Source organism: Burkholderia sp. Bmkn7 (genome assembly GCF_041103175.1).
GTDB classification, from domain to species: domain Bacteria; phylum Pseudomonadota; class Gammaproteobacteria; order Burkholderiales; family Burkholderiaceae; genus Burkholderia; species Burkholderia cepacia.
On record NZ_JBGCUH010000003.1, the window covers coordinates 2,635,714 to 2,655,342 of the forward strand.

At 63.0% G+C, this 19,629-nt stretch carries 16 protein-coding genes; 3 read left to right on the forward strand and 13 right to left on the reverse strand.

Annotated elements, in window-relative coordinates; all coding sequences use genetic code 11:
* Window positions 1-82: 82 nt before the first annotated feature.
* The 7 genes from kdsA to AB3K92_RS33890 all read right to left on the reverse strand — a co-directional run bounded on the left by kdsA (window position 83) and on the right by AB3K92_RS33890 (window position 9,075).
* Window positions 83-937, reverse strand: coding sequence for a 3-deoxy-8-phosphooctulonate synthase (gene kdsA, locus AB3K92_RS33860; protein WP_021157688.1), 855 nt, complete (start codon window positions 935-937; stop codon window positions 83-85).
* Entirely contained in the window at window positions 934-2,592 is a 1,659-nt protein-coding gene (locus AB3K92_RS33865; protein ID WP_021157687.1) for a CTP synthase, read from the reverse strand. Before AB3K92_RS33865 ends, kdsA begins: the two co-directional genes overlap by 4 nt.
* Window positions 2,593-2,773: 181 nt before the next feature.
* Complete coding sequence (locus tag AB3K92_RS33870) at window positions 2,774-3,619, reverse strand: alpha/beta fold hydrolase (RefSeq protein WP_060058539.1); 846 nt, start codon at window positions 3,617-3,619, stop codon at window positions 2,774-2,776.
* Between the two features lie 49 nt (window positions 3,620-3,668).
* Window positions 3,669-6,161 carry a DNA internalization-related competence protein ComEC/Rec2 gene (locus tag AB3K92_RS33875; RefSeq protein ID WP_369466638.1) on the reverse strand — a complete coding sequence of 831 codons (2,493 nt, stop codon included), beginning with the start codon at window positions 6,159-6,161 and terminating at the stop codon, window positions 3,669-3,671.
* Window positions 6,162-6,218: 57 nt separating this feature from the next.
* Window positions 6,219-7,007 (reverse strand): TatD family hydrolase, encoded by a 789-nt coding sequence (locus AB3K92_RS33880; RefSeq protein ID WP_369466639.1) that lies wholly within the window; start codon window positions 7,005-7,007, stop codon window positions 6,219-6,221.
* A gap of 63 nt (window positions 7,008-7,070) precedes the next feature.
* The gene (gene lolD / locus AB3K92_RS33885) at window positions 7,071-7,766 is read right to left on the reverse strand and encodes a lipoprotein-releasing ABC transporter ATP-binding protein LolD (protein WP_034195750.1); all 696 of its coding nucleotides are present in this window, start codon (window positions 7,764-7,766) and stop codon (window positions 7,071-7,073) included.
* Between the two features lie 55 nt (window positions 7,767-7,821).
* Window positions 7,822-9,075, reverse strand: a complete 1,254-nt coding sequence (locus AB3K92_RS33890; protein WP_369466640.1) for a lipoprotein-releasing ABC transporter permease subunit — start codon at window positions 9,073-9,075, stop codon at window positions 7,822-7,824.
* A gap of 191 nt (window positions 9,076-9,266) precedes the next feature.
* Here AB3K92_RS33890 and AB3K92_RS33895 point away from each other — a divergent pair, with 191 nt between their 5' ends.
* Window positions 9,267-10,769, forward strand: coding sequence for a DUF6538 domain-containing protein (locus tag AB3K92_RS33895; protein ID WP_369466641.1), 1,503 nt, complete (start codon window positions 9,267-9,269; stop codon window positions 10,767-10,769).
* A gap of 244 nt (window positions 10,770-11,013) precedes the next feature.
* Here the strand turns inward: AB3K92_RS33895 and AB3K92_RS33900 are convergent, their stop codons facing one another.
* From AB3K92_RS33900 to AB3K92_RS33910, 3 genes are all read right to left on the reverse strand, one after another.
* On the reverse strand, window positions 11,014-11,505 hold the full coding sequence (locus AB3K92_RS33900) for a hypothetical protein (protein ID WP_369466642.1): 492 nt from the start codon (window positions 11,503-11,505) through the stop codon (window positions 11,014-11,016).
* A 106-nt stretch (window positions 11,506-11,611) separates the two neighbouring features.
* On the reverse strand, window positions 11,612-14,377 hold the full coding sequence (locus AB3K92_RS33905) for a phage tail tape measure C-terminal domain-containing protein (RefSeq protein WP_369466643.1): 2,766 nt from the start codon (window positions 14,375-14,377) through the stop codon (window positions 11,612-11,614).
* Window positions 14,378-14,395: 18 nt separating this feature from the next.
* Entirely contained in the window at window positions 14,396-14,665 is a 270-nt protein-coding gene (locus tag AB3K92_RS33910) for a helix-turn-helix domain-containing protein (protein WP_369466644.1), read from the reverse strand.
* 719 nt (window positions 14,666-15,384) lie between these two features.
* Between AB3K92_RS33910 and istA the strand changes: the two genes are divergently transcribed.
* Complete coding sequence (istA, locus tag AB3K92_RS33915) at window positions 15,385-16,890, forward strand: IS21 family transposase (RefSeq protein WP_213309336.1); 1,506 nt, start codon at window positions 15,385-15,387, stop codon at window positions 16,888-16,890.
* On the forward strand, window positions 16,883-17,680 hold the full coding sequence (gene istB, locus AB3K92_RS33920) for an IS21-like element helper ATPase IstB (protein WP_175223704.1): 798 nt from the start codon (window positions 16,883-16,885) through the stop codon (window positions 17,678-17,680). The genes istA and istB overlap by 8 nt, the downstream gene beginning before the upstream one ends.
* A gap of 464 nt (window positions 17,681-18,144) precedes the next feature.
* Here the strand turns inward: istB and AB3K92_RS33925 are convergent, their stop codons facing one another.
* The 3 genes from AB3K92_RS33925 to AB3K92_RS33935 all read right to left on the reverse strand — a co-directional run bounded on the left by AB3K92_RS33925 (window position 18,145) and on the right by AB3K92_RS33935 (window position 19,392).
* The gene (locus AB3K92_RS33925) at window positions 18,145-18,651 is read right to left on the reverse strand and encodes a hypothetical protein (protein ID WP_369466645.1); all 507 of its coding nucleotides are present in this window, start codon (window positions 18,649-18,651) and stop codon (window positions 18,145-18,147) included.
* Entirely contained in the window at window positions 18,641-19,069 is a 429-nt protein-coding gene (locus AB3K92_RS33930) for a hypothetical protein (RefSeq protein WP_369466646.1), read from the reverse strand. Before AB3K92_RS33930 ends, AB3K92_RS33925 begins: the two co-directional genes overlap by 11 nt.
* Before the next feature lie 158 nt (window positions 19,070-19,227).
* Entirely contained in the window at window positions 19,228-19,392 is a 165-nt protein-coding gene (locus tag AB3K92_RS33935) for a hypothetical protein (protein ID WP_155629127.1), read from the reverse strand.
* Between the last annotated feature and the right edge of the window lie 237 nt (window positions 19,393-19,629).

The following is a 19,629-nucleotide window of genomic DNA, read 5'->3' on the forward strand; positions in this document are numbered from 1 at the left end:
GATTCTTCAAACTGCGACGGCGCACGCGCCTGAACCGCTTTCGCTACTGACGCGCGAAACCGTCGCAAGGTTCATTCGATCTTTAATTGAAATCGTTTTCCAGGAACGGATGGCGCTTCACCGCCTGGTCGAGCGTGACGAGGGTCTCCAGCAGCGCGCTCATCCGGTTCAGCGGTACCGCGTTCGGGCCGTCCGATTTTGCCTCGGCCGGATTCGGGTGCGTTTCCATGAAGAGGCCCGCGACGCCCGTCGCGACTGCCGCACGGGCAAGCACCGGCACGAATTCGCGCTGGCCGCCCGAGCTCGTGCCCTGCCCGCCCGGCAACTGCACCGAGTGGGTCGCGTCGAACACGACCGGGGCGCTCGTCTCGCGCATGATCGCGAGCGAACGCATGTCCGACACGAGATTGTTGTAGCCGAACGAGACACCGCGCTCGCACGCCATGAAGCGGTCTTCCGACAGCCCCGCTTCACGTGCGGCGTCGCGCGCCTTGTCGATCACGTTCTTCATGTCGTGCGGCGCGAGGAACTGGCCCTTCTTGATGTTGACGGGCTTGCCCGAGCGCGCGCACGCCTGGATGAAATCGGTCTGGCGGCACAGGAACGCGGGCGTCTGCAGCACGTCGACGACCGACGCGACCTGCTCGATCTCGTCGATCGAATGCACGTCGGTCAGCACCGGCAGGCCGAGCTGGCGCTTCACCTCGGACAGGATCCGCAGGCCCTCGTCCATTCCGAGGCCACGAAACGACTTGCCCGAGCTGCGGTTCGCCTTGTCGTAGGACGACTTGTAGATGAACGGAACGTTCAGCTTCGCGCAGATTTCCTTCAGGCGGCCTGCCGTGTCGATCGTCATTTGCTCCGATTCAACGACGCAGGTACCCGCGATCAGGAAGAAAGGCTTGTCGAGACCGACCTCGAAATCGCACAGCTTCATGCTTGCACTCCGCGCGCTTGCTTGTTAGCGAGCGCGGCTTCGACGAACGACTTGAAGAGGGGGTGACCGTCACGCGGCGTGGACGTGAATTCCGGGTGGAACTGGACGCCGACGAACCACGGGTGCATCGAACGCGGCAGCTCCATCATTTCCGGCAGATCCTCGCTCGGGGTACGGGCGCTGATGATAAGGCCGCCGGCTTCGAGCTGGGGCACGAAGCGGTTATTGACTTCATAACGGTGGCGATGGCGTTCGTTCACGTCCTTGCCATAGATTTCTTCGGCCATCGTGCCCGGCTTGATCGGGCAACGCTGCGAACCGAGGCGCATCGTGCCGCCGAGGTCGGATTCCTCGGTGCGCGTCTCGACCTTGCCGTCGCGGTCATACCACTCGGTGATCAGTGCGACCACGCGTTCCGGCGTGTCCGGCTCGAATTCCGTGCTGTTCGCCTGCTTCAGGCCGACGACGTCGCGTGCGAATTCGATCACCGCGAGCTGCATGCCGAGGCAGATGCCGAGATACGGCACCTTGGCTTCACGCGCATAGCGGATCGCCGCGATCTTGCCTTCCGTGCCGCGACGGCCGAAACCGCCCGGCACCAGCACGGCGTCGAGGTGCTTCAGGCTGTCGACACCGTTCGACTCGATCTCTTCCGAGTCGATGTATTCGATGTTGACCTTGGTCGACGTATGCAGCGACGCGTGGCGCAGCGCCTCGATCAGCGACTTGTACGACTCGGTCAGGTCGACGTACTTGCCGACCATGCCGATCGTCACTTCGTGCTTCGGGTTTTCGAGCTTCTCGACGAGCTCCGACCACATGCTCAGGTCGGCGTCCTTCGGCGACAGCTTCAGTTCCTCGCAGATGATCCGGTCGAGGCCCTGGTCGTGCAGCATCTGCGGAATCTTGTAGATGCTGTCGGCGTCCCACACCGAGATCACGGCGTCTTCCGGCACGTTCGAGAACATCGAGATCTTCTTCGATTCGTCGTCCGGAATGCGGCGGTCCGCACGGCACAGCAGCACGTGCGGCAGGATGCCGATCTCACGCAGCTTCTGCACGCTGTGCTGGGTCGGCTTCGTCTTCAGCTCGCCGGCGGTCGCGACATACGGCACCAGCGTCAGGTGCACGAAGCACGCGCTGTTGCGGCCGAGGCGCAGGCTCATCTGGCGCGCGGCTTCAAGGAACGGCAGCGATTCGATATCGCCGACCGTGCCGCCGATCTCGACGATCGCGACATCCGGCTCGCCGCAGGTGGCCGATGCCGCCCCGCGCTCGATGAACGCCTGGATTTCGTTCGTGATGTGCGGAATCACCTGCACGGTCTTGCCGAGATAGTCGCCGCGGCGTTCCTTGCGGATCACCGATTCGTAGATCTGGCCGGTCGTGAAGTTGTTGGCCTTGCGCATCTTCGTGCTGATGAAGCGCTCGTAGTGGCCGAGGTCGAGGTCGGTCTCCGCTCCGTCTTCCGTCACGAACACTTCGCCGTGCTGGAACGGGCTCATCGTGCCGGGGTCGACGTTGATGTAGGGATCGAGTTTGAGGAGGGTGACTTTCAGACCGCGCGATTCTAGGATCGCGGCGAGGGAGGCGGCGGCAATACCCTTGCCGAGGGAAGAAACTACGCCGCCGGTGACGAAAACATATTTGGTCATCGCTGAATGCTCGCGGGAAAAACGGATTATACCGTAAAGCCCGCCCTTCTCTCAGCAATTGACTCGATGATCGCGCCCTTTCGTGCCGCCCCGCACCAGCCGTGGGCGCCGGGGCGAAGCCCCCCCGCCGGCCGGCGCAGCCGCACACACTGGCGGCGCGGCCCGGTCACCCGGCCGGGCGTCAGGCGTGCTTCGCGAGCGGGGCGCTGCCCTGCGACATGCCTCCCTCGGCCGCCTTCAGCGAATTCAGCATCCGCTGCAATGCGCGGGCCGTCTCGAGCGGCCGCTCCATCGGGAACAGGTGGCTGCCTTCCAGCCATTCGACGCGGCCGCGCGCCGCGCGGCGCGTCGCATCGAGCCCGACCTGGCGCACCTCGCGCGAACGCGTGCCGGCGAGAAAACCGAGCGGCACCGGCGCGCCGTGCGCGAGCCTCGGGCCGAGCGTGTGCGGCAGCGTCCGGTAGATCAGGTATTCGACCTGCCGGTCGAACGCGAGCGCCCGCTCGCCGTCGGCGCCGGCCTGCGGGATCCCGTAGTCGATGTAGTCGGCGAGCATCCGCTCGTCCCAGCGCGCGAACGCGGGCTTCTCGCGGAAGTGCCGCCACACTTCGTCGCGGCTCGTCCAGCGCGTGCGCCGGTTACGCGTCGCGGCGGCCGGCGACAGCCGCTCGTCGAGCCCCGCCCACTGGCTCGCACGCAATGCGCCGGCGCGCCAGCCCGCGATGATCGGCGAATCGATCATCACGACGCCGCGCACCCATTGAGGCTTCTTCAGCGCAGCCATCAGCGACAGGTAGCCGCCGAGCGAATGGCCGACGAGCCAGACGGGACGCTCGTAGCGGCTGCCGATGTCGTCGAGCAGTTGCTCGACGAGATGCGGCCAGTCGCGCGTCACCGGGTAGCGGCGGTCGTGGCCGATCCGTTCGATGTAGCGCAGCTCGTAGTCGTCGGCCAGTTCGGCGAAGATCGTGCGGTACGTCGACGCCGGAAAGCCGTTCGCATGCGAGAAATGGAGGATGTCCTTCAAACGCCGATGTCTCCCTTGTCGACCGGAATTGACGCGGCCCTTGCCGCGATCACCGATCCATCCAGTATCGCCGCCGGACGTCGCGATGACGCTCGAAGGCAAACCCGCCGTCGGCCGGCGCGACGTCGAACCGCACGGCGCCGTCGCGATCGGTGCGCGGCAGCGGAATCCCGCGCGCCTCGTAACGTGCGAGAACCGCCCGGTGCGGATGCCCGAAACGATTGCGATAGCCTACAGGAAATACCGCGACGCGCGGCCCGACCGAATCGAGGAAAGGCTCGACCGACGACGTGCGGCTGCCGTGGTGCGGAACGACCAGGATCTGCGCGGCCAGCGTGTCGCGCGCAGTGCCCACGAGTTGGCGTTCGACGGGCGCTTCGATGTCGCCCGTCAGCAGCGCGGACGTCCCGCCCGCGTCGATACGCAGCACGCAGGACTGCCCGTTCGACGAACCCGCGCCCGGACCGCCCGATGGCCAGAGCATCGTGAACACCACGCCGTCCCAGGTCCAGCGCTGCCCGGCCGCGCACGGCAGCCGGTCGGCAACGCCGGCGGCCGTCGCATCGCGCCACAGCCCGCTCGTCGGCGGAATGCCCGCCAGCAGCTGGCGCACGTCGGCAGCCGCATAGACGGCCGGCGCGCCGCCCGCGTGATCGGCGTGCGCGTGACTGAGCACGAGCGAATCTATCACCGCGATGCCTCGCGAGCGCAATGCCGGCGCGACGATCCGCGCACCGGCATGCGTCGACTCCTCGCCCGGTCCCGCGTCGAACAGCAAGGTCCGTCGGGCGGTCTCCACCAGCACCGACGCGCCCTGCCCGACGTCGAGCACGGTCAGCCGGAAACCGCCCGGCGGCGGCGCATCGGCTGCCGGCGCGACGAGCGGCAGCCACGTGAGCGGCGCAGCCCAGCGCAGCGGCCAGCCGCGCGGCATCAGCGCCCATGCGACGCCCACGCAGGCCAGCGCCAGCACCGGCCAGTCGGGCATGCGCAACCAGAACACGCCGGCCGGCCAGTCGGCGAGGTATCCCAATAACGTCATCATCGGTTCGAGCGCCGCGTGCGCAAGCCGGAACGCATAGGCGTCGAACGGCGCCGGCAGCGCGATGCCGGCCAGCACGACCGGCGTCACGACCGAGCTGACCCAGGGAATCGCGAACGCATTGCCGAACGGGCCCGACAGCGATATCTGCGCAAACCAGGCGGCCGTCAGCGGCGCGAGGCCGATCGTCACCGCGTACTGCACGCGCGTGGCCTCGGCGATGCGGCGCCCGGCGCGTGCACCCCACGCGCGCAACCGGCTCGACAAGCCGGCCAGGCCGTCGCCTTCGTCACCGTCATCGCCTTCCGCATCGGCCTCGCGCGCGGCGCGCCAGCCGGCAACCGCCAGCAGGATCACGGCAACCGCACCGAACGACAACCAGAACCCGGCCGACAGCACCGCCCACGGATCGGCGAGCAGGACGCCGCCGAGCGCCGCGCACAGCACCGCCGACGTCGGGACGCTGCGTCCGGCCAGATACGCGATGCCGCCGCCCGCGATCATCCACCACGCGCGCTGCGCCGGCACGTTGAAGCCGGCGAGCGCCGCATAACCGGCCGCGGCCGTCAGCGCGGCGAGCGCGGCCGCGTACGGCGCCGGCAACACGAGCGGCGCGGCCCGCGCGCGCCACCGCAGACGGCGCCAGACCATCGACACGAGCCCGCCCGCGATCGCGCCGACGAGCCCGACATGCAGGCCGGAGATCGCGACGAGGTGGCTCGTGCCCGTGTTGCGCAGCACGCGCCAGTCGTCGTCGCCGATGCCCGACTGGTCGCCGATCGCGAGCGCGGCGACGATGCCGCGATGGCCGGCGTCGCCGCCGAGCGTCTCGCCGATACGCGAGCGCAGCACGTCGCGCAGCCGATCGATCGATGCACGCCATCCCGACGCGCGCGCATCGAGCAATACCGCCCGCCGGGGCGCGCTGACGTAACCGACGGCGCGAATGCCCGCGGCAAGCCAGGCCGCCTCGCTGTCGCGCGCGCCGGGATTGGATTCCGCATGCGGGCGCTTCAGGCGCACGACGAAACGCCAGCGCTGCGCGGCGCGCAGATCGGGCAGCGCGTCGCGCGTCGCGGCCGCGTCATACGCGCGCCACGACAGACGGATCAACGGCGGGAAACGGGCCAGCCCCGCATCGTTCGACTCGACCGCGAACAGCAGCCGCGCACCCGTGTCGTCGACCACGGGCAACCCCCGGATCACACCGGTGACGACGATGTCGCGCCCTTCCCACTCGACGGGCAGGCTGTCGCCCAGCCGCCATTCGGCCCGCGCGGCCGCGTAGCCGAATCCGGCGACGCAGGCCGCGAGCGCGCAAAGCATCCATCCGAGCGCGACGGTCATGCGCATACGCCGGCGGCGCACGCACCATGCGCCCAGGATCACGCAGCCCGCGAGCACGGCCGCACCGATCGTCCATGCGAACGCACCCGGCAGCGTCGCCTGCCGCTGCAGTACGACCACGCCGAGCGCGAACGCGATCCACCACACGCGCATCGCCCCTCCTCGTCGATCCGGCGCCGCCATTGCGAATACGGCGCCTTCCGGCAACGATTATGCGGACGAAAGGGCGAGTCGCGGCAGCGCGGCGAGCGCGTTAGCCGAAGTGCATAGGGAGAGCGCGCCGGTGTCGATCCCGCGCAGTTCGGCGAGCACGTCGCCGATGCGCGGCACCTGGTCGGGCGTGTTGCGGGATTTGTATGCCCATTCGGGCGCGATGTCGGGCGCGTCCGTCTCGACGACGATCGCATCGAGCGGCAACTGCGCCGCGAGCCGGCGGATCTGCAGCGCCCGCGTGAACGTCACGTTGCCGCCGAAGCCGAGATGCAGCCCATGCGCGAGATACGCTTCGGCCTGCTGAAAACTGCCGTTGAACGCATGCGCGATGCCGCGCCGCACGCCGAAGCGGCGCAGCCCGGCCAGTACGCAGTCCTGCGACTTGCGCACATGACACAGCACGGGCAGGTCGAATTCGCGCGCCAGCTTCAGTTGCCCCTGGTAGAAGAACTGCTGCCGCGCGTCGTCGAGCCCCGGCACGAAATAGTCGAGTCCGATCTCGCCGATCGCGACGAAGCGCGGATCGTCGAGGCTCGCCTCGATTTCCATGCGCAACAGGTCGAGATCCTCGTCGCGTGCGCGCGGCGTGTACATCGGATGGATGCCGAGCGCGTAAACCGCGCCCGGCGTGCGTTGCGCAAGCTCGCGCACCGTCGTGAAGTTGTCGCGCCCGACGCTCGGGATCACGATGCGCGACACGCCGGCCGCGTGCGCCGCCTGTACGACCGCATCGCGGTCGGCGTCGAACTCGGCGGCATCGAGATGGCAGTGCGTATCGATCCACATGGCGATGTTCCAGCACGCTGGCGCCGCGCCGGGACGAACCCGGCACCGGCCAGCGGCGTTCACTTACACCGGCAACGCCGGCTCCTCGTGCAGCACGCCGTCGCGCAGCCGCATGATGCGGTCGCAGCGCGCGGCGAGATCGGGATCGTGCGTGACGATCACGAAGCTCGTTTCGAGCGTTTCCGACAATTCGAGCATCAGGTTGAACACCGTATCGGCCGTCGTGCCGTCGAGGTTGCCGGTCGGCTCGTCGGCGAGCACGCACGCAGGCTTCGTGACCAGCGCGCGCGCGATCGCGACGCGCTGCCGCTCACCACCCGACAGCTCGCCCGGCCGATGCTTCGCCCGCGGCCCGAGACCGACGCGCTCGAGCATCGCCTGGGCCTCGGCACGCGCGGCCTCGGTCGTCATCCGGCGGATGCGCAGCGGCATCGCGACGTTGTCGAGCGCGGTGAACTCGGGCAGCAGGTGATGGAACTGGTAGACGAAACCGAGCGCACGGTTACGCAATTCGTTGCGCTCGCGCTCGGCGAGTTGTGTGAACGGCTTGCCGAGCAGCGACACCTCGCCCGCGCTCGGCTCGTCGAGCCCGCCCAGCACGTGCAGCAGCGTGCTCTTGCCGGAGCCCGACGCGCCGACGACCGCAAGCTTCTCGCCGCGCCGCACCGTCAGCTCGGTATTGTCGAGCACCTGCACGTTGAAGCCGCCCTGCACGAACGCCTTCGTGATCCCGCGCGCCTGAAGCACGTATTCCTGCATACCTGCCGAATCCTGTCTGTTGTGTTGTCGTGAATCCGCAAATGCGGTCGCGCGATCATTCATAGCGAAGGGCCTCCGCCGGCTTCACCTTCGCGCCGCGCCAGCTCGGGTAGAGCGTCGCGACAGCCGACAGCGCGAACGCGATCAGCCCGATCCGGATCACGTCGCTCGCGACGAGTTCCGACGGCAGCTCGCTGATGAAGTACACGGACGGCGGCAGGAACTGCACACCGAACAGGTGCTCGATCATCGGAATCAGCCACGGGATGCTCCATGCGATCAGGCAGCCGAGCGCGACGCCCGACGCCGTGCCGACGAAGCCGATCGTCACGCCTTGCACGACGAAGATCCTCATGATCGACCCCGGCTGCGCGCCGAGCGTGCGCAGGATCGCGATGTCGGCCTGCTTGTTGGTCACCGTCATCACGAGCGACGACACGAGGTTGAACGCGGCCACCGCGATGATCAGCGTGAGGATGATGAACATCATCCGCTTCTCGATCTGCACGGCCGAGAACCACGTCTTGTTCTGCTGGGTCCAGTCGCGGATGTACAGGCTGCCCGACAGCGTATGCGACAGTTCGACCGCCACGTCCGGCGCCTTCTGCATGTCCTTCAGCCGCAGCCGCACACCGGTCGGCGCGGCCATCCGGAACAGCGCCTCGGCATCGCGGATGTTGATCATCGCGAGCGTGCTGTCGTATTCGTAGTGCCCGGACTCGAACACGCCGACGACCGTGAACTGCTTCAGCCGCGGCATCATGCCGGCCGGCGTGATCGAACCCTCCGGCGCGACGAGCGTCACCTTGTCGCCGACCGTCACGCCGAGGTTGCCGGCAAGCGCATCGCCGAGCACGATGCCGAACTGGCCCGGCACGAGCGCGGCGAGCTGGCCGGCCTTCATGTCCTTGCCGATGTCCGACACCTGCGGCTCGAGCGTCGGCTCGACACCGCGCAGCATCACGCCGCTCACCGCGTCCTGGCGAGTGAGCAGCGCCTGCGCGTCGACGTATGGCGCCGCGCCGATCACCGACGGATTGCGGCGCGCTTCCTGCGCGGTCAGCTGCCAGTCGGGCATCGAGCCCGTCGGCGAGAACACCTCGACGTGCGCGAGCACCGACAGCATGCGGTCGCGCACTTCCTTCTGGAAGCCGTTCATCACCGACAGCACGACGATCAGCGCCGCGACACCGAGCGCGATCCCGAGCATCGACACGAGCGCGATGAAGGAAATGAAGCCGTTACCGGTCGTGCGTTTGCCGGCGCGCGTGTAGCGCCAGCCGATCTGCCATTCGTACGGAAGTTTCAAGCGAATCCTTTCTGCTGGTTACGGCGGGGAGGCACCCCGCGGCCGGACCGCCGCCCGGTGGCGGACACCGGCCCGGGCACGGTCGAAAAACGGCCGCCGGACGCGAACGGGCCGTCAGCCGGCCCGATCACGCGCGCAGTTTGCCATAAACCGGCGTGCTACACTTAACCCTTTGATTTTCGGGGAAAACCTTGTCCGACAAGGACTTACGGGGCGTTGTGGCCGGTGTTACATACACCGAGGGTGACACCATGACAAATCATTTGCTGCGACGGGGCTCTAGATACTATGTCCGCCGCAAAGTTCCCGCCGACCTTGTTGAGCACCTAGGCAAGCGCGAAATTGTGCGCGCCCTTGGCACGGCCGACCCGGCAGAAGCCCGGCGTATTGTCCGGGAGGCCAGCGTACAGATTGACCGGGAGTTTGACGCCGCCCGCGCCGCCCTTCTCGGTACCCCACCCCGAAAAGCTACGCCCCACCCGCAATATGTGACGATTACCCAGCAACAGGCCGACGAGGCAGAACTCGCTATGCACGAGGCCGCCGACGAATTCGCCCAGCCGCTAGAGGAGCAGTATGAGGAACACGACCGGCAGGTAGCCCGAGAGGCACGCCGGCGGGAAATGCACGAGAGACAGGTAGCCGCATACACGGAGGCATTGCGCCGTGTGGGTGCGGTTCCCGGGACACTCCCGGCGCTACCCCATACATCTGCCCCGGCGGCCGCTCCGGGGGCTTCCGCGTTGTCCCTGGCGGCCCTCGTTGAGCGATGGGCCAAGGAGCGCCAGCCTACCGGCGGAACCGTTGAACAAATGAATCTCGTTGTAGGTCGGTTCTACGAGCACGTCGGGCGTATCCCTCTCCCGTCCGTCACACGTCAGCACGTCGTCTCGTTCAAAGAGAAGCTGCTGGAATCCGGCCTCGCTACGTCAAGCGTGAACAGGTACGTGGGCCAGTTCTTTACGCTAATGAATTATGCGGCCGATAGCATGCTCATCCCGGCCCCCATCCCCCGAGTAACAGTCGTCGTAAAGCGCACCGACAAGTCCCGTGTCTCGTTCAACGAGAGCGCCGTTAAGGCGATATTCTCCAGCCCGGTCTATACCGAGGGGATGCGACCCGTCCGAGGTGCGGGGGAAGCTGCGTACTGGGTCCCCCTGCTCGGCCTGTACACGGGCGCGCGCATTGAGGAGCTTTGCCAGCTCGCCCCCACCGACATATTCGAGGAATCGGGGCATTGGTGCATCCGGTTCGTGAACGACGAGTCTGAGGGACAACGCGTTAAGAACGTCGGGAGCGTTCGCCGCATTCCGTTGCACGCGGAACTTATCCGGCTTGGCTTCCTTGAGTATGTCGCCTCGCGGCGCGACCAAGGCCGCCTATTCGATCTAGCCCCGGACAGGCACGGACGCGTATCGCCCACCTGGGGTAAGTGGTTCGGAGACTACCTCCGCAACGTGTGCAAAGTAACGGACAGGCGTATGACATTCCATAGCTTCCGCCACCTGTTTAAGGACGTATGCCGCACGCACGGAATTAGCCGTGAGGTTGCGGACGCGCTACAGGGACATAGCGACGGGTCCGCATCGAGCGGATACGGCGGAGAGTTCTACCCGCTGCGGCCTCTTGTGGTGGCAATCAGCAAGTTCGACGTTCCGGGCATGCAGGATTGCGACCTAAGCCGCAACTCTTGACGTCCGAAAAAAACTCAGGATCGGTTGTGGTCAATCGAAAGCAACAGCCTATCGACGCTCTCTATCGGAATCTGCCCGCAGGCGTTGAGCGGGATTCGATAGCGTGACAGCATAGCCGTTACGGTGCTACGGTTCCTCCCCAGCATTTCGGCCGCCTGGGTAATGGTGACATGCGGCGGACGCGGGTGGCGGGCTGCGTAAATCTCTACAGCCTTTATAGCGGTATTCAGTACGTCTACCTCGGTCATAGGTCCTCCGTGGGGTTAGTGGATGACCGTACCTTTGGCTGCTCGCCCTTCTCTATTGTTCGAGAGTGAGTAATCAAATCGGCCAACTTCAAACACTCCGCCAGCACTAAGTGCAAGTAATCACGAGCATTACGAGCCGCTACTGCCTTCTTCCCCGTTGCGTGTAACGGCTCGATCCGCTTAAGCAACTCCTCGTGTCGGGCGGTTCCAGCTTTGTTGACATCTTGTAACGCCTTATCCTCTGTCGGGTCATAGCTCTTAGGGCCGAGTTTGCGGCGCGTGCGCACGTAAGATTCTTCCAGTGGCCGCATCATCGTCGTGACTTCATCGAAGCGCGCCATAAGCATGTCCCGCTCGTGCTCCAGCTTCAGCAGTTCCCACCAATTGAGCCTGGGTTGCTCTTGAATTGCCTTGACAGCCTCCCGCAGCTTCCTTGCATCGAAAACCGACAAATTTACGTCGTCCGGATTCGCCTTGATAGGTTCCATACAACCTCGCCGTTGGTTAGCACCAAAGCTCCATACTAATCGAGGTTGTATATTTCAATAGTTTTCCTAATCTATTGACAGATTTCGTGTACCCGGAACCCCTCCCTTAGATTTGTCCGTACTTGATTTGAGCTGCGTAGCCGCCTTGGCCTCGCATGTTCTGCGACATGCGCCGATCTACGAACGCCTGCATATGTGCTTGCATCGCCTTAAGGTCCTCGGCAGACCAACCGCCACCGCCCTGGACGTGCATATGTACGTCGCCGCCACTTCCGGAGCCGCCCGAACTGCCGCCGCTAGACCCGACGTAACCGCCGGTGGCGAAATGAGACATTTGGCCGGAATTGATCGACTCCAACAGTCCGCGATAGCGGGAGGTGCTAGACGCGTTCACGACAAATTCGCCATTGGAGAGCATGGCGGGAATGCTGTCACTCGTAGCCGTACCGGCCCCCGTGACGTGGCCGCCGTCCGCGAGGTGGAACGCGCCCGCGAAGCTCGTAGCGCCGGCCGTAGATGCCCCAAGCCCAAGAGCACCCATGCCAATACCAACCAACGACGAGAACGCTTGATTCGCCGCGATCTTCGCGAAGTCCGCGAGAATCGATGCGGTCAGGTCAGCCATGTTGAGCTTGCCCGTGGTAACAAATTTATCCATTGCGCTCTGTACCTGCCCGAACGCTTGGGTAAATCCTCCCGCGAACGCCTCCGCGTTGGTCTTGCCGTTGGCCGTGAGGCTCGTTACGGCGATGCTCATTTGATCGCTATACGAATTGCGGATTTGATTGCGCTGCCGCTCGTACGCCTCGTACTCTGCGAGCCGATCCGTATAGCCCTGAACGACGGATTGCAATCGGCGCGCTCGTTCGGCGGCGTCAGACTCGTCCGGGTACTGGTCCCGGATCGCCTGCTTATCCTGCTCGTACTTCTCGCATAGCTTGAGCCATACGGAATACTTCCCCGCATCGTCCCGACTCATAAACGGCGTCTTGTTAGACGCGTCCAATCCGAGCGCAAGTTTTGCCGTACCGTTGGCTTGATGCGCTTGGAATTTTGCGAAAGACTGCTCCCTCTTTTCGTATTCCTTAGCAATCGCGGTAATAGCATTGGCAATCGCCTTTACGTGCTCGTGCTCGATACGGTCTAGCTCTTGCTGTGCGGTCTGCGCGGCTGCAATGTTGCGCTTCTGCTGCGCGAGTTCGATGCGCTTACGCTGTAGCTCCTCCTCTTTTCCGTATGCGTCGGTGTTGATCTTGACGACCTTAGCGTAGTAGTCCTGGTACGTGAGTGCTCCAGTATCAAAGTCGGACTTGGCCGTCTGCAACGCTTCCTGTCGGGCTTGGTCGATTTGCTTTAGCTGCGTCTCGTACTGCGCAATCTGACCGTTAAGGGCATTCTCGTTGCCACGGCTTCCGCCTTGTCGAACCTTGGCGTAACTGAGCTGACGCTTAGGAGCGGCTTTTTCGGCCGCTTCGTTAGCCGCCGCAACGTCGCTCCATACCTTCGTATAGAAGTTAACGAACCGGTTGCCATCGTCCTCAATCGTATGGAATCCGTTTTTGAAGTCATCGACAACCGCGCCGAACTTCCCTTGCCCTAAGTGGTTCGATGCCTGAGATAGCATATTGATACCGTCGCCCACTTGCTTAAACGCCGTGTAGACGCCGTATGCGGCGGTCGTGACCGTTCGGAACACCTCCACGACTCCCTTATAGAAGTCCTCCAAAACGGGTTTCATTGACGCGTTGTCTGAGAGCGCACCCGTTACCGCCTCGATAGAGGGCACGAGCTGCGCCTTAGCACCCCGGGCCATCGCGTCCCAGCGCGCGTGCGCTTGCTCCGTGTGCTCCTTCATCTCCGCGAGGCGCTTGTTCACGTCGTCGGAGAGAACACCCCCGAGTCGGCTAGCCTCATTCTCCAGGTTGCGGATACTGTCCGCGCCCTGGTTGAGCGTGGGGATAAGCTGCTCACCGGACTGCCCGAACAACTCTTGCGCGATAGCGGCCTTAGCTGCGCCGTCTTGGGACTTTGAAAACGCATCAGCAACCGCGAGCAACGCATCGTGCGGGGACAATGCCTTAACTTGCTGCATGGAGATACCGAGCGCGGTAAATGCGGCCTCGGCCTGCTTGTTGCCGTGGGCGGCCTTATTCTGCGCCTGCTCGAACGCCTCCAAGCTCTTTGCGGCCTCGTTAGCTTTCAGGCCGGCGGACTCAGTTACGTACGCCCATTGCTGCAAGTTTTGCATGCTAATGCCGGTCTGCTGCGAGAGCGTTACGTACTCTTTGCCGTAGTTCTCAAGTTCTTCTGCTGCATGGTGTACGACCGCGATAGTTGCGCCGATAGTCGCAGCCGCAGCAGTGGCCGCTAGTGCCCCGCCCTTGAACAGCGACGTAAGATCGAACCCGCTACGCTCACCCATAACGAGCATTGAGCCGCCGAACTGCTTATATCGCCCTTGCGAAAGCTCGTGCATGAGCACAAGCATTTCGCGCTGTACGCCCTTGTTCTTCAGCATTGCCGCCGAGAACTCATGCGTATGGCTCGTTGCGTTCGCAATAGTCTTTGTGTATGCCTCGAACGCGGACCCGGCCCCGAGTTGTTCGGCCTTGAGTGCCGCAAGCTCTGCCTGTGTCTTACCCGCAGTTTGCGCCATGCGGTCTAGCTGCATGGTCGCCTTTGCAATCTGCTGAACCTGCTTAGCCGTAGCCGCGCCGGATTCGTCTAGTGCCTGCTGGAACGTGTCGAGAACTTGCCTCGTTCGCCCGGTCTGCTCTGCGTACTTTGTGATTCGGTCGCGTGCGCTGTCCAACGCGGCATTGAAGCTTGTTGCGTCAGCAGAGACTCTGACGTTAACTTGTTTATCTGCCAATTATTTGAATATCCTTAATCATTGATTCAATCTAACCTTCGCTCTCAAGGTCGGTCTACTGATACCGAGGTACTCCGCCGCAAGAGCCTGATTACCTTTCGTAAAATCTAGGACCACCGAAATTACGGCATGCTCGGCGGCATCCATTACGATCTTATGTAAGTCTTTCGGGGCCGTTCCGTGTAGCTCAGTAAGGCACATAGCTGTTCGGTAGCGCACGGTTTCATCAATCGTCGGTGCCAGCACATCGAACAAATCTTCCCGATTTTTGAGGTACTTGTACGCCAAGTTTTGACCTCCTCCAAAGTTATAATTAATAGGTGGAAAAATTTTTTACAACGAAGGGCCGCGCATCCTTCGAGCTGCCCGCTCAGCCTTGATATACGCTGCCTATATTTTGAGCAGACGCCCGGAAACCCTTGTCAGGCCGTGGTCGTCCTAAGGGGAGGTTACGGGGATGGAGAGACATTGAAATATCTCCTGGTATGCTGCGGATACAGACCGGGTTAGTTAGCTAGTAAGGAACATCAGTATCCGCAAGGCTCGTTGCATCCAGTCTCTTATGAAACCGGGAATGGATAAGCTCTAATGCCTTAGCAACCTCAACCCCAATAGGTCTAGTCCGCTGCGCACGGAGTAGATTATCTAGAGCCAAGCTAGTAGCAAGACTGCTTATAGATCGGGCAATGTTTCTCGGCAGAGCATCATTCGACCTACTTGCAGCCAACACACGTTGCATAGCTTCTATCTCATACCGAGTAGGTAGCGACTGCTCTATCCTCTTGTGCTTATCTCTGGCGTTGTAGCTGTAACAGGAAATCGACCAAGGGACATTAGCTTTAGGTGAGCAGCTACCTATCGACTGCCCGGTTAGTCTCGCCTGTGCTCTGATCTGTTGATGTCCACGCAGAACTGACCCACCTGAGGCAGTAATTTTCATCGAATTTTGACCCACGTGATTGAATGCCCTGCTCAATCTTTGAGCAGGGGATACAGAGGTGATCACGGTGGGCATATTGGCCAAGATCAGGCGGATGTATTTCCGCGAGAAGGTCCCGCTGCGCGAGATTGCCAGGCGCACGGGCCTGTCCCGGAACACGGTGCGCAGCTGGCTTCGGCAAACGGATGCCGTTGAGCCGAAGTACCCGAAGCGCGTCAGCCCGAGCGTCGTCGACGAGTGGGCCGCGCAGCTGACGGGCTGGCTGCGGGCGGACAGCCATCGCCCGAAGCGTGACCGGCGCACGGCCCGGTTCATGTTCGAGGCCATCCGCGGCGAGGGCTACGCCGGCAGCTACGGCCGCGTCAGCGCCTTCGTGAGACGCTGGCACGAGGAGCAGGCTGAAGCCCCGCGCAGGAAGGCCTATGTACCGCTGGCCTTCGAACCCGGTGAAGCATTTCAGTTTGACTGGAGCTGCGAATACGCCTTCATCGGCGGGTTGCGGCGACGCCTGGAGGTCGCCCACGTCAAGCTCAATGCCAGCCGGGCGTTCTGGCTGGTCGCCTATCCGACCCAGAGTCACGAGATGCTGTTCGATGCGCACGCCCGCGCATTCGCCGCGTTTGACGGCGTTCCGCGCCGCGGCATCTACGACAACATGAAGACCGCCGTGGACAAGGTCGGCCGCGGCAAGGAGCGCGCGGTTAACGCCCGCTTCGAGGCAATGTGCGGCCATTACCTGTTCGAGCCGGAATTCTGCAACCGTGCCGCCGGCTGGGAGAAGGGCATCGTTGAGAAGAACGTGCAGGACCGGCGCCGCCAGATCTGGCACGAGGCTGCGCTACGACGCTGGGAAACGCTGGAGCTTCTGAACGAATGGGTCGCGGGCCAGTGTCGTCAGGCCTGGCAGATGCGGCACCCGCAGTGGCCCGAGCTGACGGTCGAGGACGTGCTGCAGGACGAGCGCACCAGGCTGATGCCCAATCCACGCCCGTTTGACGGCTATGTCGAGCAGACGCTGCGGGTGTCGTCGACCAGCCTCATCCACTTCCAGCGCAACCGCTACAGCGTGCCCACCGAGTACACGAACCAGCTGGTGAGCGTGCGCTGCTATCCGGCATATCTCAGCGTCGTCGCCGACGCCCAGGAGATCGCACGCCACGAACGCAGCTTCGAGCGGCACATGACCTTCTACGACTGGCGCCATTACATCACGCTGGTCGAGCGCAAACCCGGCGCGTTGCGCAACGGTGCTCCGTTCGTCACGATGCCACAGCCGCTGCAGCAGTTGCAGCGGCACCTACTGAAGCACCCGGGAGGTGATCGCATCATGACGCAGGTGCTCGCCGCGGTGCGCGAACACGGACTCGATGCCGTGCTGCTTGCCGTGCAGGCAGCGCTGGACTCGGGACGCCCCAGTGGGGAGCACGTTCTGAACGTGCTGAGCCGGTTGAAGGCACCCACCACGAGCACCAACCTCGCGACGACGAAACTCCAGCTTACCGAAGAGCCGGCCGCCGACGTGAGCCGCTACGAAACCCTGCGCGCCAACCCACCGGAGGACCGTCATGTCTAACGACATCGCCGCCCAGCTCAAGGGGCTCAAACTGCATGGCATGGCGAGCACCTGGCCAGAGCTGCTGGCGCAGTCGCGTCACACGGAGTTCGACCCGGAGCGCTTCATGAAGCAGCTGCTGATGGCTGAGACGGCGGAGCGACAGGTGCGCTCGATCGCCTATCAGATGACCGCCGCTCGCTTCCCGGCTCACCGCGACCTGAAGGGCTTCGACTTCGCGCAGGCGCACGTCGACGAAGCGCTGGTTCGAGAACTCAGTGACCTGTCGTTCCTCGCAAGCGCACACAACGTCGTGTTCATCGGTGGCCCCGGCACCGGCAAAACGCACCTCGCCTCAGCGATCGGAATTGAGGCCGTGCAGCGCCACGGCAAGCGAGTGCGCTACTTCTCGACCGTCGAGCTGACCAACGCACTGGAGCAGGAGAAGTCCATCGGCAAACAAGGCCAGATCGCCCATAAGCTGATGTACGTCGACCTGGTGATCCTCGACGAACTGGGCTACCTGCCGTTCAGCCAGACCGGTGGCGCATTGCTGTTCCACTTGCTCTCGAAGCTGTATGAACACACGAGTGTCGCGATCACCACCAACCTCAGCTTCGGCGAGTGGGCGACCGTGTTCGGGGACGCAAAGATGACGACGGCGCTGCTGGACCGCGTTACCCATCACTGCCACATCGTCGAAACGGGCAATGAATCCTGGCGCTTCAAGTCCAGTTCTGCCAAGGCGAAGGCAACCAGAAAGAGAGCAGCAAAAGCAGCAGGCAGTGAGGAGTTATCCACACCGGAATAGATGTACTACGCTGTCTCGGGGTGGGTCAGATTTAGATGAAAACGGTGGGTCAAGATTCGGTGGAAATCAACACTCTGATCCTCCGATCTAGAGCTAAGTCGTACCCGCCCTCATCCAAGCTGGCTATCTGCTTGTGCTCCCCTGGTCTACGTCTACCTGTCATAGTCCGGTCTACGCATTATAGGTCGCACTCCTTACTTATTAGGTACTACCAGGGGTTAGGGATTCCCTATGGATACGGGGGCGGGATAGGTAAAATGCGGAGGGCAAAAGGTCGTGACACCGACTGGTCCCTGTCGAAATAACGGCCCAAAGCGGAATTAAAATTTGTGAGCGGGACCAAACGGGCAAAAGGCTAGGATTTGCACATAAATCGGCCGGTTTATGGCCTATCTCTGCACGAACTACCAAAATCCATAGGTGTAAAAACACGCACTTTATTGCCCCGTCCTCGGTCCCCGCTGCTAGGTTCCCTTGATGCGGTCCCTGATGCCGTCCACTAGCTGCGCTTGCTCTGCTACGTCGCTCACGAACGCTTCCCGGCTATGCTCAGGCATGTCATCCGGTGCGATACCGTGGGCTGTCAGGAATGCAGCCAGTCCCGGCAGTAAAACCCGGTGCGTACAGTAATCGGCTCCGTAGAGGCTAAGCAATCTGTCCGCTTCCGGGCTACGCTTAACCTTGATGCCCGCAGCCTCACTGCGTTTAACGTTGATCCTGTCTATGCCTAGGTCGTTACGGAGTCGTCGTACAGCGGCGTTAGAACTCTCCACGGCGATAAGCTCGGGACTGCGCTTCGTGCCTCCGTTCCTGGTCTCCACGGTAACGGGTGCATTCATAGCGGCTCGCTGGGCCTTTCTGAGTAGCGCCTCAGCGTCGATCAGCTCAGAGATACGCGGATCATTCCGGCTAAGCGCGGGGTTGAGCCGTAGTACCTCGTTGATCCGGTCCGCCTTGCTCTTACGCGCCATGCCCAGCTCCGAAGAGTGCTGCCTGGGCGGCTTTACGTCTATCCATTTCGGCCTGGATCGCCTTATGGCTATCTGCCCTACTGCCCCGTTCGACTTCGCTAAGGTCATAGCCCGCTGCGGTCATGTCGCGCTCAAGCTCGATCATGTCGAGGGACACGCGGACGATTTCCAACCATTCCCGCCACTCGCACTGTGTTTGCTCGATCGCATCCATAGCTTTACGGCGCGCCACGTTACGGTTTCTACCGGGAGTACGTGCTTTGCGGGCCTGTTCCCATGCAGCCGCTTCGGCTGCCCTAGCCTCGTTGGCTTTACGGAGTGCGGTTTGTGCTTGTTGATGCAACCAACCGAGCCGCCCCCGGAAGTTCGCCACTACAGCGGTAGCGAGCCAGTTATCTACATCGGCGGCCTTGTCCATACGCTGAATCGGCACCGGGCCGGAGGTCAGCCCCAGGCACCGGTTAGCGATTGCTAGGCGTAGCTCAGTGCTCGTAAGCTGTACCGGCCGCTTTGCGCCGCGTCGCTGGGTCGGAATGCCTACTGCCTGGGCTAGCTCGATCAACAGCGGATTGGTTCTCAAGCTGCCTCCGCCGGGTGGGCGGTAAGCTTGCGCTGGATTTCTTCGTAACGGCGGGCATGCGCACTGCCGTCCGTACCTGTAGCGACTGCGATACGGAAAAGCTCGCGTTCGCGTTCAAGCTCTGCCTGCAACTCGGTAACATTCTTGTTCATTTCGTACATAGTCAATCCTCTTAGATTAGCAATCCTTCGGGTAATAGCTAAGCACCATCTCCCCGATACATTCTTTTGGCACGCCGTAGCGCGCGGCCACGATAACCAACCCGGCGTACTGCTCAGCGGTCATCGTCACACTGTAGGTATAGCTCGTCCTGCTGCTGGACACCTCGAACTTAGGCCCCGTGTCTTCAATGAGGCAGTAGACTAAACGTCTAAACTCGTTGGCTGCGGTGTATCCGG